The sequence below is a fragment of the Pseudomonas sp. S07E 245 genome (assembly GCF_019599025.1).
GTDB lineage: Bacteria > Pseudomonadota > Gammaproteobacteria > Pseudomonadales > Pseudomonadaceae > Aquipseudomonas > Aquipseudomonas shirazensis.
In genome coordinates this window covers 3,271,460-3,285,126 of the sequence record NZ_CP080625.1, presented here as the reverse complement: position 1 = coordinate 3,285,126, position 13,667 = coordinate 3,271,460, and the positions used below count along the sequence as shown (strand labels likewise).

The 13,667-nt window shown below is 61.4% G+C and carries 13 protein-coding genes; 9 read left to right on the top strand and 4 right to left on the bottom strand.

What is annotated here, in order from left to right; translation table 11 throughout:
* Window positions 1-34: 34 nt before the first annotated feature.
* Entirely contained in the window at window positions 35-691 is a 657-nt protein-coding gene (locus K3F44_RS15140; protein ID WP_220632509.1) for an alpha/beta hydrolase, read from the bottom strand.
* A 336-nt stretch (window positions 692-1,027) separates the two neighbouring features.
* On the opposite strand from K3F44_RS15140, the gene K3F44_RS15135 reads away from it, so the two are divergent.
* The 4 genes from K3F44_RS15135 to K3F44_RS15120 all read left to right on the top strand — a co-directional run bounded on the left by K3F44_RS15135 (window position 1,028) and on the right by K3F44_RS15120 (window position 5,183).
* On the top strand, window positions 1,028-2,056 hold the full coding sequence (locus K3F44_RS15135; RefSeq protein ID WP_101322029.1) for an amino acid ABC transporter substrate-binding protein: 1,029 nt from the start codon (window positions 1,028-1,030) through the stop codon (window positions 2,054-2,056).
* 66 nt (window positions 2,057-2,122) lie between these two features.
* Entirely contained in the window at window positions 2,123-3,301 is a 1,179-nt protein-coding gene (locus K3F44_RS15130; protein WP_101322028.1) for an amino acid ABC transporter permease, read from the top strand.
* A 9-nt stretch (window positions 3,302-3,310) separates the two neighbouring features.
* Window positions 3,311-4,408, top strand: a complete 1,098-nt coding sequence (locus K3F44_RS15125) for an amino acid ABC transporter permease (RefSeq protein ID WP_101322027.1) — start codon at window positions 3,311-3,313, stop codon at window positions 4,406-4,408.
* Window positions 4,409-4,418: 10 nt separating this feature from the next.
* A complete protein-coding gene (locus K3F44_RS15120) occupies window positions 4,419-5,183 on the top strand; it encodes an amino acid ABC transporter ATP-binding protein (protein ID WP_103438495.1) in 765 nt (254 codons plus the stop codon).
* Between the two features lie 34 nt (window positions 5,184-5,217).
* Here the strand turns inward: K3F44_RS15120 and algW are convergent, their stop codons facing one another.
* Window positions 5,218-6,378, bottom strand: a complete 1,161-nt coding sequence (gene algW, locus K3F44_RS15115; RefSeq protein ID WP_101322025.1) for a Do family serine endopeptidase AlgW — start codon at window positions 6,376-6,378, stop codon at window positions 5,218-5,220.
* Between the two features lie 223 nt (window positions 6,379-6,601).
* Here algW and K3F44_RS15110 point away from each other — a divergent pair, with 223 nt between their 5' ends.
* From K3F44_RS15110 to cysN, 3 genes are all read left to right on the top strand, one after another.
* Window positions 6,602-7,360, top strand: a complete 759-nt coding sequence (locus K3F44_RS15110) for a Nif3-like dinuclear metal center hexameric protein (RefSeq protein ID WP_150570647.1) — start codon at window positions 6,602-6,604, stop codon at window positions 7,358-7,360.
* 167 nt (window positions 7,361-7,527) lie between these two features.
* Window positions 7,528-8,445, top strand: a complete 918-nt coding sequence (gene cysD, locus K3F44_RS15105; RefSeq protein WP_101322023.1) for a sulfate adenylyltransferase subunit CysD — start codon at window positions 7,528-7,530, stop codon at window positions 8,443-8,445.
* Between the two features lie 16 nt (window positions 8,446-8,461).
* Window positions 8,462-10,363 carry a sulfate adenylyltransferase subunit CysN gene (gene cysN, locus K3F44_RS15100; RefSeq protein ID WP_220632508.1) on the top strand — a complete coding sequence of 634 codons (1,902 nt, stop codon included), beginning with the start codon at window positions 8,462-8,464 and terminating at the stop codon, window positions 10,361-10,363.
* 91 nt (window positions 10,364-10,454) lie between these two features.
* Here the strand turns inward: cysN and K3F44_RS15095 are convergent, their stop codons facing one another.
* A complete protein-coding gene (locus K3F44_RS15095; protein ID WP_101322019.1) occupies window positions 10,455-10,934 on the bottom strand; it encodes an Lrp/AsnC family transcriptional regulator in 480 nt (159 codons plus the stop codon).
* A 127-nt stretch (window positions 10,935-11,061) separates the two neighbouring features.
* On the opposite strand from K3F44_RS15095, the gene K3F44_RS15090 reads away from it, so the two are divergent.
* Complete coding sequence (locus tag K3F44_RS15090) at window positions 11,062-12,258, top strand: methionine gamma-lyase (RefSeq protein ID WP_220632507.1); 1,197 nt, start codon at window positions 11,062-11,064, stop codon at window positions 12,256-12,258.
* Window positions 12,259-12,442: 184 nt separating this feature from the next.
* On the opposite strand, the gene K3F44_RS15085 is transcribed toward K3F44_RS15090, so the two are convergent.
* Window positions 12,443-12,880, bottom strand: coding sequence for a YhcB family protein (locus K3F44_RS15085; RefSeq protein WP_101322017.1), 438 nt, complete (start codon window positions 12,878-12,880; stop codon window positions 12,443-12,445).
* Between the two features lie 139 nt (window positions 12,881-13,019).
* On the opposite strand from K3F44_RS15085, the gene K3F44_RS15080 reads away from it, so the two are divergent.
* Window positions 13,020-13,655: an alpha/beta hydrolase gene (locus tag K3F44_RS15080; protein WP_220632506.1), complete on the top strand. Its 636-nt coding sequence runs from the start codon at window positions 13,020-13,022 to the stop codon at window positions 13,653-13,655.
* Window positions 13,656-13,667: the final 12 nt, after the last annotated feature.

Genomic DNA, 13,667 nt, shown 5'->3' with positions numbered 1-13,667 from the left:
GGAGAATGCACCGGCAGCTGCCTGCCGGCCGGGTTCAACGCAGCCGTTCGCTGAGCCAGTCGTAGATATCGGCAAGCTCGGCCACGGCCACTTCATGCTCCATCGGGTACTCCTGCCAGCGCGCGGCGACGTTCCATTGGCTCAGGTACTCGAAGGCGGTGCGGCCCATCGACGGGATCACCACCGGGTCATGGATGCCGTGCAGGCACAGTGCAGGAGTGCGCTCCTGGCAGGCACTGAGTTGGTGCTCGGCGCTGAAGGTCGGCGCGTAGGTCGACAGGGCAATGACCCCGCCGAGCGCTTCCTGCCACTTTATATAGGCAGTGTGCAGCACTACCGCGCCGCCCTGGGAAAACCCGGCGAGGATGATCCGCGCCAAGCTGATGCCTTTGGCCTGCTCGGCCTTGATCAGCTGGATGATCTGCTCGGCCGACTCGTCCAACTGCGCTTCATCGATGGCGCGCGCCGGGGTCATGGCCTTGATGTCGTACCAGCTGGGCATGGCGTAGCCGCCATTGATGGTGACTGGGCGGGTCGGCGCCTGGGGCATGACGAAGCGCGTGCTGAGCAAACGCTCCTGAAGAAATTCGGCCACCGGTAGGAAGTCGTAACGGTCGGCACCCAGGCCGTGCAACCAGATCACACAGGCGTCAGCGGTGGTTTGCGGTTCGATAATCAACGGGTTGGTCATAACTGCTCCGAATTTGTGCGCGTGTACGTATTAGGTGCATTAAAAAAAGGCAGGGGTAGCGAATGCCTTAACAAGATGTCGCAACTGTACAACTTTTCCTACTTGACGACCGCTTAAACGCTTAAGCCGGCAACTGTGGTACGCGCCTTGCTATGGGTCTACCGATGCGAAGGGATTAACCGGCGACGGTAACACCCCTCGTTTGGATCAAAGGCTGTCACAGAACAGCTCATTGCACCACGTGACCCAAAAACAAGCCAACAGGGGTCGGATGCGCCTCATAAGGGTGCGGTGCAATTCCGGCTCGACACAACAAGAGCGATTTGGAGGTTGTAGATGAAGATGTTGAAAACCACGCTGGCAGTCCTGACCGCTGCCGCCGCGCTGGGTGCAACCAGTTTTGCCCAGGCCGGCGCTACGCTGGATGCGGTAAAGAAAAAGGGCTTCGTCCAGTGTGGCGTGAGCGATGGCCTGCCGGGTTTCTCGGTACCTGACGCCAAGGGCAACATTGTCGGCATCGATGCCGATGTGTGCCGTGCGGTAGCCGCTGCAGTGTTCGGCGATGCCACCAAGGTCAAGTTCAGCCAGCTCAACGCCAAGGAGCGCTTCACTGCGCTGCAGTCCGGCGAAGTCGATGTACTCTCGCGCAACACCACCTGGACCAGCTCGCGTGATGCTGGCATGGGCCTGGTCTTCGCTGGCGTGACCTACTACGACGGCATCGGCTTCCTGGTCAATAAGAAGCTCGGTGTTTCCAGCGCCAAGGAGCTGGACGGCGCGACCGTCTGCATCCAGGCAGGCACCACCACCGAACTGAACGTCTCCGACTACTTCCGCGCCAATGGCCTGAAGTACACCCCGATCACCTTCGACACCTCCGACGAGAGCGCCAAGTCGCTGGAATCGGGCCGTTGCGATGTGCTCACCTCGGACAAGTCGCAGCTCTACGCACAACGCTCCAAGCTGGCAGCACCGACCGACTACGTGGTACTCCCGGAGACCATCTCCAAGGAGCCACTGGGCCCTGTCGTGCGTAAAGGTGATGAAGAGTGGTTCAGCATCGTCAAGTGGACCCTGTTCGCCATGCTCAATGCCGAAGAAGCCGGCCTCACCTCGAAAAACGTCGAGGCTGAAGCCAAATCCGGCAAGAACCCGGACAACGCCCGCCTGCTCGGCGCTGACGGCGAATACGGCAAAGACCTCAAGTTGCCCAAGGACTGGGTGGTACAGATCGTCAAGCAAGTGGGTAACTACGGCGAAGTGTTCGAGAAGAACCTTGGCAAGAGCACCCCGCTGCAGATCGATCGTGGCCTGAATGCCCTGTGGAACAACGGCGGCATCCAGTACGCACCACCGGTGCGCTGATGGCTGCACCTGCGGCGGCATCCTGCCGCCGCAGGCTGTTCTGATCCCTTTTTTCCGGGGCACTTCATGCAAAATCAAATCGGCGCACCCAAGGGCTTTTCCCTTAGTGATCCACGTGTGCGCGCGTGGCTGTTCCAGATCCTCACGGTGGTCTGCGTGGTCGGTCTGGGCTGGTACCTGATCCACAACACCCAAACCAACATGCAGCACCGGGGCATCACCTCGGGCTTCGACTTTCTCGAGCGCAGTGCTGGCTTCGGCATTGCCCAGCACCTGATCGACTACACCGAAGCGGACACCTACTCGCGGGTGCTGCTGGTCGGCCTGCTCAACACCTTGCTGGCGAGTGTCATCGGTATCGTCCTGGCGACCTTGATCGGCTTTACCGTGGGGGTCGGCCGCCTGTCCTCCAACTGGGTGGTCTACAAGTTGGCCACGGTCTACGTCGAGACCTTCCGCAACATCCCGCCACTGCTGCAGATCCTGTTCTGGTACTTCGCGGTGTTCACTGCGTTGCCTGGGCCGCGCGGCAGCATCAATATCGATGACCTGTTCTTTATCAGTAGCCGCGGCGTGAACATGCCGGGCGCGTCGATGGCCGATGGCTTCTGGCCGTTTGTGGTTTCGCTGGTGGTCGCCATTGTCGCGGTGGTGCTGATGGTGCGCCAGGCCAACAAGCGCTTCGAGCTAACCGGGCAACCGTTCCACAAGTTCTGGGTCGGCCTGGCGCTGATGGTCGGCATTCCGGCCATGTGCGTGCTGCTGTTCGGCAACCCGCTGCAGTGGGAAGTGCCGCAGCTCAAAGGCTTCAACTTTGCCGGTGGCTGGGTGCTGATCCCCGAGTTCATGGCACTGACCCTGGCGCTGTCGATCTATACCGCTGCGTTTATTGCCGAAATCGTGCGTGCCGGCATCCGCTCGGTCAGCCACGGCCAGACCGAAGCCGCCCGTTCGCTGGGGCTGCGCGAAGGCCCGACGTTGCGCAAGGTGATCATTCCCCAGGCGCTGCGGGTGATCATTCCACCGTTGACCAGCCAGTACCTCAACCTGACCAAGAACTCCTCACTGGCAGCCGTTATCGGCTACCCGGAACTGGTCTCGCTGTTTGCCGGCACCGTACTCAACCAGACCGGCCAGTCGGTCGAGGTCATGGCGATCACCATGGCGGTTTATCTGACGATCAGCATCAGCATCTCGTTGCTGATGAACTGGTACAACAAGCGCATTGCGCTGATCGAGCGGTAGGAGTCGCGCATGAACGCCCATGTTTTCAAACCTGATATGCCACCACCGGTGAAAACCGTTGGTGTGGTGGCCTGGATGCGCGCCAACCTGTTCTCCAGCTGGATCAACACGCTGCTGACCTTCTTTGCCATCTACCTGGTCTGGCTGGCCGTGCCGCCGCTGCTGCAGTGGGCGTTCATCGACGCCAACTGGACCGGCACTACCCGCGCCGACTGCACCAAGGAGGGCGCCTGCTGGGTGTTCGTCCAGCAGCGCTTCGGCCAGTTCATGTATGGCTATTACCCGAGCGATCTGCGCTGGCGCGTCGACCTGACCGTGTGGCTGGGCGTGATCGGCGCTGCGCCGCTGTTCATCCGTCGCTTCCCGCGCAAAGTGGCCTACGGCATTGGCTACCTGCTGGTCTACCCGACGGTGGCGTACTTCCTGCTGCATGGCGGCAGCTTTGGCCTGAGCCAGGTACCGACCTCGCAGTGGGGCGGGCTGATGCTGACCCTGGTGATCGCTACCGTCGGTATCGCCGCGGCATTGCCGTTGGGGATTCTGCTGGCACTTGGGCGGCGCTCGCGGATGCCGGTGATCAAGTCGGTGTCGGTGACCTTCATCGAGTTCTGGCGCGGTATTCCGCTGATCACCGTGCTGTTCATGTCTTCGGTGATGCTGCCGTTGTTCATGCCGGAAGGCATGAGCTTCGACAAGCTGCTGCGGGCGATGATCTTCGTCATCCTGTTCGAGTCGGCGTACATCGCCGAGGTGGTACGGGGTGGCCTGCAGGCCATCCCCAAAGGCCAGTACGAAGCCGCGTCGGCGATGGGCCTGGGTTACTGGCGCTCGATGGGCCTGGTGATCCTGCCGCAGGCCTTGAAGCTGGTCATCCCGGGCATCGTCAACACCTTCATTGCCCTGTTCAAGGACACCAGCCTGGTGATCATCATCGGCCTGTTCGACCTGCTCAACAGCGTGCGCCAAGCCACGGCAGACCCGGCCTGGTTGGGTATGGCGACCGAGGGCTACGTGTTTGCCGCCCTGGTTTACTGGATTTTCTGTTTCGGTATGTCCCGCTACTCCATGCACCTGGAGCGCAAGCTGGACACTGGCCACAAGCGTTAGGAGTTTCAAAATGAGTGAAGCGATCAAGCAGCCTGCCGGCCCCGAAGGCATCATCCAGATGCAGGGCGTGAACAAGTGGTACGGCCAGTTCCATGTGCTCAAGGACATCAACCTGAACGTGCGTCAGGGCGAGCGGATCGTCTTGTGCGGGCCGTCCGGCTCGGGCAAGTCGACCACCATCCGTTGCCTCAACCGGCTCGAGGAGCATCAGCAAGGGCGCATCGTCGTTGACGGCGTCGAGCTGACCAACGACCTCAAGCAGATCGAAGCGATCCGCCGCGAAGTCGGCATGGTGTTTCAGCACTTCAACCTGTTCCCGCACCTGACCATTCTCGAGAACTGCACCCTGGCGCCGATGTGGGTGCGCAAGATGCCCAAGCGCAAGGCCGAGGAAATCGCCATGCACTATCTGGAGCGCGTGCGCATCCCGGAGCAGGCGCACAAGTTCCCTGGGCAGTTGTCGGGTGGTCAGCAGCAGCGAGTGGCAATTGCCCGAGCGCTGTGCATGAAGCCGAAGATCATGCTGTTCGATGAGCCGACCTCGGCGCTCGACCCGGAGATGGTCAAGGAGGTGCTCGACACCATGGTGGGCCTGGCCGAAGACGGCATGACCATGCTCTGCGTGACCCACGAGATGGGCTTTGCCCGCACCGTGGCCAACCGGGTGATCTTCATGGACAAGGGCGAGATCGTAGAGCAGGCGGCGCCGGATGACTTCTTCGACCGGCCGCAGAGCGATCGGACCAAGTTGTTCCTCAGCCAGATCCTGCACTGATACAAAAAGGGGCCGCGATTGCGGCCCCTTTTGTTTATTTCTCTTCGCTCGGCGCTACCGGCGCCGGCGGTGGGCGCAGGCCCACTTCGGCGATCAGCTTGAGCTGCTTGCCATTGCGCATCACCTCGATCGCCACCTTGTCGGTCGGCTTGATCCGCGCCACCTGGTTCATCGACTTGCGCCCATCGCCCGCCGGCTCGCCGTTGATGCTCAGGATCACATCACCCAACTGCAAGCCTGCGCGCTGCGCAGGGCCATCGCGGAAGATCCCCGCTACGACGATCCCTGGTTTGCCTTCGAGGCCAAACGATTCGGCCAATTCCTGGCTGAGTGGCTGCACCTCGATCCCCAGCCAGCCGCGAATCACCTGGCCGTGTTCGATGATCGACTTCATCACCTCAAGCGCCAGTTTTACCGGGATGGCGAAGCCGATACCCTGCGAACCGCCGGACTTGGAGAAGATCGCCGTGTTGATACCGACCAGGTTGCCATTGGCGTCGACCAGCGCACCCCCGGAGTTGCCGGGGTTGATCGCCGCATCGGTCTGGATGAAGTCTTCGTAGTTGTTCAGGCCCAGCTGGTTACGCCCGGTGGCGCTGATGATGCCCATGGTCACCGTCTGGCCAACCCCGAACGGGTTGCCGATGGCCAGCGAAACGTCGCCGATGTGGATAGTGTCGGAGCGGCCGATGGTAATCGCCGGCAGGTTCTTCAGGTCGATCTTGAGCACCGCCAGGTCGGTTTCCGGGTCGCTGCCGATCACTCGGGCCAAGGTCTCGCGGCCGTCCTTGAGGGCGACCACAATCTGGTCGGCACCGCTGGTGACGTGGTTGTTGGTCAGCAGGTAGCCTTCGGGGCTCATGATCACCGCCGAACCCAGGCTCGATTCCCAGCGCCGTTGCTTGGGCAGGTTGTCACCGAAGAAGCGGCGGAACTGCGGGTCTTCGAATAGCGGGTGGGCACTCTTGTTGACCACTTTGGTGGTGTACAGGTTGACCACCGCTGGCGCCGCCAGGGTGACGGCGTCGGCGTACGACACCGGGCCCTGCATGATCCGCGTGGTCTGCGGCGCCTGCTGCAGGTTGACGTCCTGGCTGGGCAGGCCGACCCACTCGGGAAAGCGCTGGATGACCAGCATGGCGATCAATATGCCGGTAAGCAGTGGCCAGCCAAAGTAACGCAGAACCTTGAGCATCGAATCAATCCTGGAGTAGGGCAGGGCCGTCGCAGAGCGGCCCGGGGAGGCGCGCGCGATGATACACCTGAACACGGCGCGCGGCGACGGCCACTGCGGCGCATCGTCGGCGTGCGTTTGGCGGGCGCCTGCCAGCGGTATCCGCAGCGCCGGCGACAGCTCATAATGGCCGCCATTATAGGGCCTTGCGCCCTGCCTACATGCCACTGCGAGGAGATTTTTCATGGCCGTCGCCCTCACCACGCTGGTCACCGAAGCCGAACGCTATCTGAACAGCGCGCGGATCCAGGATTACTGCCCCAATGGCCTGCAAGTCGAGGGTCGGCCCCAGGTCAGCCGCATCGTCAGCGGCGTTACTGCAAGCCAGGCATTGCTTGATGCGGCAGTAGAAGCCGAGGCTGATCTGGTGCTGGTGCACCATGGTTACTTCTGGAAAGGCGAAGACCCGTGCATCACCGGGATCAAACAACGTCGCCTGAAGACGCTGCTCAAGCATGAAATCAGCCTGCTGGCGTTCCATCTGCCGCTGGATGTGCACCCCGAGGTTGGCAACAACGTGCAACTGGCGCATCAGTTGGGCATCACCGTCGAAGGCCCCCTGGACCCAACCAATCCCAAGGTGGTAGGCATGCTCGGCTCGCTCGACGAGCCAGTCTCGGCGCGTGATTTCGCTCGCCGCGTGCAAGAGGTACTGGGTCGCGAGCCGTTGCTCATCGAAGGCGAGCAACTGGTGCGGCGGATCGGTTGGTGCACCGGCGGCGGTCAGGGCTACATCGACACGGCGATTGCCCAGGGCGTCGACCTGTTCATCAGTGGCGAGGCCTCCGAGCAGACCTTTCACAGCGCCCGCGAAAACGGCATCAGCTTCATCGCTGCCGGCCACCACGCTACCGAGCGCTATGGCGTGCAGGCGCTGGGTGACTATCTGGCCCGGCGCTTCGCCGTCGAGCACCTGTTCATCGACTGCCCGAATCCGATCTGAGCGCCAGATTGCGTGCTCCTACACCTGCTGAAGCCCCAAACCGGAAGTCATATGGTTAGACCGTTTCGATCTAGCCGCCTGCCTAAATAGAAGCAGTCGCTGTGCTAAAGTGGCTCGCTCGAACACGGCCCGCTGGCCGTTCATAAGATCGTTTTACGTGAGTAGCCATGGTCGACAAACTGACGCACTTGAAACAGCTGGAGGCGGAAAGCATCCACATCATCCGCGAGGTGGCCGCCGAGTTCGACAACCCGGTGATGCTCTACTCGATCGGTAAAGACTCTGCCGTGATGCTGCACCTGGCGCGCAAGGCCTTCTTCCCGGGCAAGCTGCCGTTTCCGGTGATGCACGTCGATACCCAGTGGAAATTCCAGGAGATGTACAGCTTCCGCGACAAGATGGTCGAGGAAATGGGCCTGGAGTTGATCACCCACGTCAACCCGGAAGGGGTGGCGCAGGGCATCAACCCATTCACCCATGGCAGCTCCAAGCACACCGACATCATGAAGACCCAGGGCCTCAAGCAGGCACTGGACAAGTACGGCTTCGATGCCGCCTTCGGTGGTGCGCGCCGCGACGAGGAGAAATCCCGGGCCAAGGAGCGGGTCTATTCGTTCCGCGACAGCAAGCACCGCTGGGACCCGAAAAACCAGCGCCCCGAGCTGTGGAACGTCTACAACGGCAAGGTCAACAAAGGCGAGTCGATCCGCGTCTTCCCGCTGTCGAACTGGACCGAGCTGGACATCTGGCAGTACATCTACCTTGAAGGCATCCCGATCGTGCCGCTGTACTTCGCCGCCGAGCGTGAAGTCATCGAGAAGAACGGCACCCTGATCATGATCGACGACGAGCGCATTCTCGAGCACCTCTCCGAGGAAGAGAAAGCCCGCATCGTCAAGAAGAAGGTGCGCTTCCGTACCCTTGGCTGCTACCCGTTGACGGGCGCGGTGGAGTCGGATGCCGACAGCCTGACCGACATCATCCAGGAGATGCTCCTGACGCGCACTTCCGAGCGTCAGGGCCGGGTCATCGACCACGATGGCGCAGGCTCCATGGAAGACAAAAAACGCCAGGGCTACTTCTAATTTTCAGGGTTACTCCATGTCGCATCAATCCGATTTGATCAGCGAAGACATCGTCGCTTATCTGGCTCAGCACGAGCGCAAAGAACTGCTGCGGTTCCTTACCTGCGGCAACGTCGATGACGGCAAGAGCACCCTGATCGGGCGCCTGCTGCACGACTCGAAAATGATCTACGAGGACCACCTCGAGGCCATTACCCGCGATTCGAAAAAGTCCGGCACCACGGGCGAAGAAGTCGACCTGGCATTGCTGGTCGATGGCCTCCAGGCCGAGCGCGAGCAGGGCATCACCATCGATGTCGCCTACCGCTACTTCTCTACTGCCAAGCGCAAGTTCATCATCGCCGACACCCCGGGCCATGAGCAGTACACCCGCAACATGGCCACCGGTGCGTCGACCTGCGACCTGGCGATCATCCTCGTCGATGCCCGCTACGGCGTGCAGACCCAGACCCGTCGGCACAGCTACATCGCCTCGCTGCTGGGCATCAAGCACATCGTCGTTGCGGTCAACAAGATGGACCTCAAAGGCTTCGACGAGCAGCTGTTCGAGTCGATCAAGGCTGATTACCTGCAGTTTGCGCAGGCCATCGACCTGACCCCGAGCAGCCTGCACTTCGTGCCGATGTCTGCGCTCAAGGGCGACAACGTGGTCAATCGCAGCGAGCGTTCGCCGTGGTACAGCGGCCAGACCTTGATGGAAATCCTCGAGACCGTCGAAGTCGCTGCCGACCGCAACTTCACCGACCTGCGTTTCCCGGTGCAGTACGTCAACCGGCCCAACCTGAACTTCCGCGGCTTTGCCGGCACCCTCGCCAGCGGCGTGGTGCACAAGGGCGACGAGATCGTCGTACTGCCGTCGGGCAAGAGCAGCCGGGTCAAATCCATCGTCACCTATGAAGGTGAACTGGAGCACGCCGGCCCAGGCCAGGCCGTGACCCTGACCATGGAAGACGAGATCGACATCTCCCGTGGCGACCTGCTGGTGCATGCCGACAACGTGCCGCCGGTGACCGACCAGTTCGACGCCATGCTCGTGTGGATGGCCGAAGAGCCGATGCTGCCGGGCAAGAAGTACGACATCAAGCGCGCCACCAGCTACGTGCCGGGCTCGATCGCCAGCATCACCCACAGGGTCGATGTGAACACCCTCGACAAGGGCGCGGCCAGTTCGCTGCAGTTGAACGAGATCGGCCGGGTCAAGGTCAGCCTCGACTCCGCCATCGCGCTGGACGGCTACGACAGCAACCGCACTACGGGCGCGTTCATCGTCATTGACCGCCTGACCAACGGCACCGTTGGTGCCGGCATGATCATCGCACCGCCGGTGCTGCCGCACGGCAGCACTGGTCAGCATGGCAAGCAGGCCCATGTCACCACCGAAGAGCGCGCTCTGCGCTTTGGTCAGCAGCCAGCCACCGTGCTGTTCAGCGGCCTGTCCGGCGCTGGCAAGAGCACCCTGGCCTACGCCGTGGAGCGCAAGCTGTTCGACATGGGCCGTGCGGTCTACGTGCTCGATGGCCAGAACCTGCGCCATGACCTGAACAAGGGCCTGCCACAGGACCGCGCCGGGCGCACCGAGAACTGGCGTCGCGCCGCGCATGTCGCGCGTCAGTTCAACGAAGCCGGCATGTTGACCCTGGCTGCGTTCGTCGCACCGGATGCCGAAGGCCGCGAACAGGCCAAGGCGCTGATCGGCAAGGAGCGCTTGATCACGGTTTACGTGCAGGCTTCGCCACTGGCGTGCCGCGAGCGTGACCCGCAGGGCCTGTACGCCGCTGCTGGCGATAACATCCCGGGCGAAAGCTTCCCGTTCGATGTGCCGCTGGATGCTGATCTGGTTATCGATACCCAGAGCAGCAGCGTCGAAGACGGCGTCAAGCAGGTGCTGGAAGTGTTGCGTCAGCGTGGTGCTATCTAAGGCCAGTTGAGGTAACTGAAAAACCCCGCTTCGGCGGGGTTTTTTGTTTGTTGCGTGTGCCTGAAGATCGACAAGGGCTGCAGTGGGGCCCTCAAATATGCTTCTCGGATACCGGAATCACCCGCCGTTCCTTGACTGCCTTGTACGAAAAACTCGAATAGATCTCCTTCACCCCAGGCAACCGCTGCAGCACCTCGCGGGTAAACTCCCCAAACGATTCCAGATCCCGCGCCAGAATCTCCAGCAAAAAATCGTAGCGTCCGGACACGTTATGGCAAGCGACGATCTCGGGAATTTCCAGCAATCGCCGCTCAAATGCCAAGGCCATCTCTTTGGTATGTGAATCCATCATGATGCTGACGAACGCGGTCACGCCAAAGCCCAAGGCCTTGGGCGAGAGCACTGCCTGATAGCCAGTGATGTAGCCGTTGTCTTCGAGCAGCTTGACCCGCCGCCAGCAGGGCGAAGTGGTCAGGGAAACCCGATCGGCGAGTTCGGAAACCGTGAGGCGGGCGTTGTCCTGCAAGGCGCCGAGCAGGGCGCGATCGGTGCGGTCAAGGGTCGTAGGCATGGCTTGCCCTTCCAGAGAGTCAATTGTTGTTTTTATGCCCGCAGACGCCGATTTTGCTGGGCGAATTTGGAAAAATACCGGTGGTTCGTTGGCATAAGCTTATAACAAACCACAAGAGGCTGTAGCCATGGACGTTGCCAAGCGCCAATCCGGATTCTCCACCCGAGCCATTCACCACGGTTACGATCCGCTCGCCCATGGCGGGGCGCTGGTGCCGCCGATTTACCAGACGGCTACCTATGCCTTCCCCACGGTCGAATATGGCGCAGCGTGCTTTGCCGGGGAGCAGCCGGGGCATTTCTATAGCCGTATTTCCAACCCTACCCTGGACTTGCTGGAACAGCGAATCGCCTCACTGGAAGGCGCTGAGGCAGGGCTGGCGCTTGCCTCAGGCATGGGCGCGATCACCGCCACCCTGTGGACCTTGCTGCGCCCTGGCGATGAGCTGATTGTCGGCCAGACGCTCTATGGCTGCACCTTTGCCTTCCTGCACCACGGTATCGGCGATTTCGGCGTCAAGATCCGGCACGTCGACCTCAACGACGCGCAGGCGCTGGCCGCTGCGATCAACGACAAAACTCGCATGATCTATTTCGAGTCGCCCGCCAACCCCACTCTGGAACTGGTCGATATTGCTGCGGTAGCGCAGGCCGTGCACGGTCGTGACATTCATGTGGTGGTCGACAACACCTTCTGTACACCTTACCTGCAGCGGCCGCTGGAGCTTGGCGCGGATCTGGTGGTGCACTCGGCGACCAAGTACCTGAGCGGCCATGGCGACATCACTGCCGGGCTGGTGGCGGGGCGCAAGGCGCTGATTGACCGCATTCGTCTGCAAGGTCTGAAAGACATGACTGGCGCAGTGCTGTCGCCGCACGATGCGTCACTGCTGATGCGCGGAATCAAGACGCTCGGCCTGCGCATGGATCGGCATTGTGCCAATGCGGCGCAGGTGGCTGCGTTTCTGCAGGGCCAGCAGCAGGTCGAGTTGCTGCATTATCCCGGCCTGCCGAACTTCGCCCAGTACCCGCTGGCGCAGCGGCAGATGCGTTTGCCGGGTGGCATGATCGCCTTCGAACTCAAGGGTGGTATCGAAGCCGGTCGGCGCTTCATGAATGCCCTGCAGCTGTTCAGCCGCGCGGTCAGCCTGGGTGATGCCGAGTCACTGGCCCAGCATCCAGCGAGCATGACCCACTCCAGCTACACCCCTGAAGAGCGTGCGCAGCACGGCATAGGCGAGGGGTTGGTGCGGTTGTCGGTGGGGCTTGAGGATATCGAGGACCTGCTGGCTGATATCGAGCAGGCATTGCGCGCCAGCGTTTGAGCGGGCTCAGGCTTCGTTCATGAATCGAAAAGGGGCCGCTTTGCGGCCCTTCGCGGGTGAACCCGCTCCCACAGGTTAAGGCGGCGCTGCAAAAACCTGTGGGAGCGGGTTCACCCGCGAAGGGCTGCAAAGAAGCCCCAACATCAGCAATAAAACCTTGAAGAACCAGTGCTTACAGCTCGGATCAGCGCTTGAGGCCGTAGCTCTCGTCGAGCATGCCCGGCGAGTTAGGCGTCTTGGGCGCGTAGTCACGCGGCACTTCGGCGGTGTCTTTCGGCGGCGTCAGGCGATCGCGATGGCTTTGCGCAGCCTCCGAATGCAGCGCTGCCAGCAGACGCTGACGGGTCAGCTCGTCCAGGGCCAGGCGGTTGGCACCGTCGGCCAGGTGATCCTGCACGTCCTGATAGCTCTGGGTCAGGCGTTGAACCAGGGCTGCGGTGCTGTTGAAGTGGGTGACCACTTCACTTTGATAACTGTCGAAACGTTGCTGGATATCATCCAGTTGACGCTGTGTGCTGCTGGGCGCTGCGTTGGGCAGCAGGCGGGCCACGACGAAGCCGACGACTACGCCGACGACCAGGGCCAGGGTCGGCAACAACCAAACAAGGAGCGAGAGTTCCACGAGTCCTTCCTCTATAAACGGCTTTGCTTTACGTTAACGGCTCAGACCTGCGCTGTATACCGCGAACGATCGCAAATATTTCAGAACAGAATTCATCAGCTAGACGAGTCGACCCCTTCCGAGGTCACGGAGTAGTGCTTTGCTTATCCGCGAAACCCCCTTGTTCATCGATGGCCCATGCGGCCAACTGGAAGCCTTGCAGCTGGAAGTGGCCGAGCCGCGTGGCGTAGTGCTGATCTGCCACCCTAATCCGGTGCAGGGCGGCACCATGCTCAACAAGGTGGTCTCGACCCTGCAACGCACTGCTCGCGATGCTGGCTACAACACGCTGCGCTTCAATTACCGCGGCGTCGGCCAAAGCGCTGGCGGCCATGACATGGGCGCGGGTGAAGTGGCTGATGCCGAGGCCGTCGCCGCCTGGGTGCGGACCAGCTATCACGAGCTGCCGCTGGTTCTGATGGGCTTCTCGTTTGGCGGTTTCGTTGCCGCGAGTCTTGCCGGGCGTCTGGAAAGCCAGGGCGCAACGCTGCAGCAGCTGTTCATGATCGCACCTGCTGTGATGCGTTTGAATGACGACTTCCCGCTGCCGCAGGTTTGCCCATTGATCGTCATCCAGCCGGACAGCGACGAAGTCGTCGATCCTCAGCTGGTTTACGAATGGTCCGACAGCCTGTCGCGCCCCCATGAGCTGCTGAAAGTGGCAGAATGCGGACACTTTTTCCATGGCAAGCTGACCGATCTGAAGGATCTGGTGCTGCCGCGCCTCTCGAACTGAGCCAAGCCTGAT

What these genes read in the sequence shown, in the direction of transcription:
- K3F44_RS15140 (WP_220632509.1), bottom strand. Translation starts at nt 691, where the DNA reads ATGACCAACCCGTTGATTATCGAACCGCAAACCACCGCTGACGCCTGT.
- K3F44_RS15135 (WP_101322029.1), top strand. Translation starts at nt 1,028, where the DNA reads ATGAAGATGTTGAAAACCACGCTGGCAGTCCTGACCGCTGCCGCCGCG.
- K3F44_RS15130 (WP_101322028.1), top strand. Translation starts at nt 2,123, where the DNA reads ATGCAAAATCAAATCGGCGCACCCAAGGGCTTTTCCCTTAGTGATCCA.
- K3F44_RS15125 (WP_101322027.1), top strand. Translation starts at nt 3,311, where the DNA reads ATGAACGCCCATGTTTTCAAACCTGATATGCCACCACCGGTGAAAACC.
- K3F44_RS15120 (WP_103438495.1), top strand. Translation starts at nt 4,419, where the DNA reads ATGAGTGAAGCGATCAAGCAGCCTGCCGGCCCCGAAGGCATCATCCAG.
- algW (WP_101322025.1), bottom strand. Translation starts at nt 6,378, where the DNA reads ATGCTCAAGGTTCTGCGTTACTTTGGCTGGCCACTGCTTACCGGCATA.
- K3F44_RS15110 (WP_150570647.1), top strand. Translation starts at nt 6,602, where the DNA reads ATGGCCGTCGCCCTCACCACGCTGGTCACCGAAGCCGAACGCTATCTG.
- cysD (WP_101322023.1), top strand. Translation starts at nt 7,528, where the DNA reads ATGGTCGACAAACTGACGCACTTGAAACAGCTGGAGGCGGAAAGCATC.
- cysN (WP_220632508.1), top strand. Translation starts at nt 8,462, where the DNA reads ATGTCGCATCAATCCGATTTGATCAGCGAAGACATCGTCGCTTATCTG.
- K3F44_RS15095 (WP_101322019.1), bottom strand. Translation starts at nt 10,934, where the DNA reads ATGCCTACGACCCTTGACCGCACCGATCGCGCCCTGCTCGGCGCCTTG.
- K3F44_RS15090 (WP_220632507.1), top strand. Translation starts at nt 11,062, where the DNA reads ATGGACGTTGCCAAGCGCCAATCCGGATTCTCCACCCGAGCCATTCAC.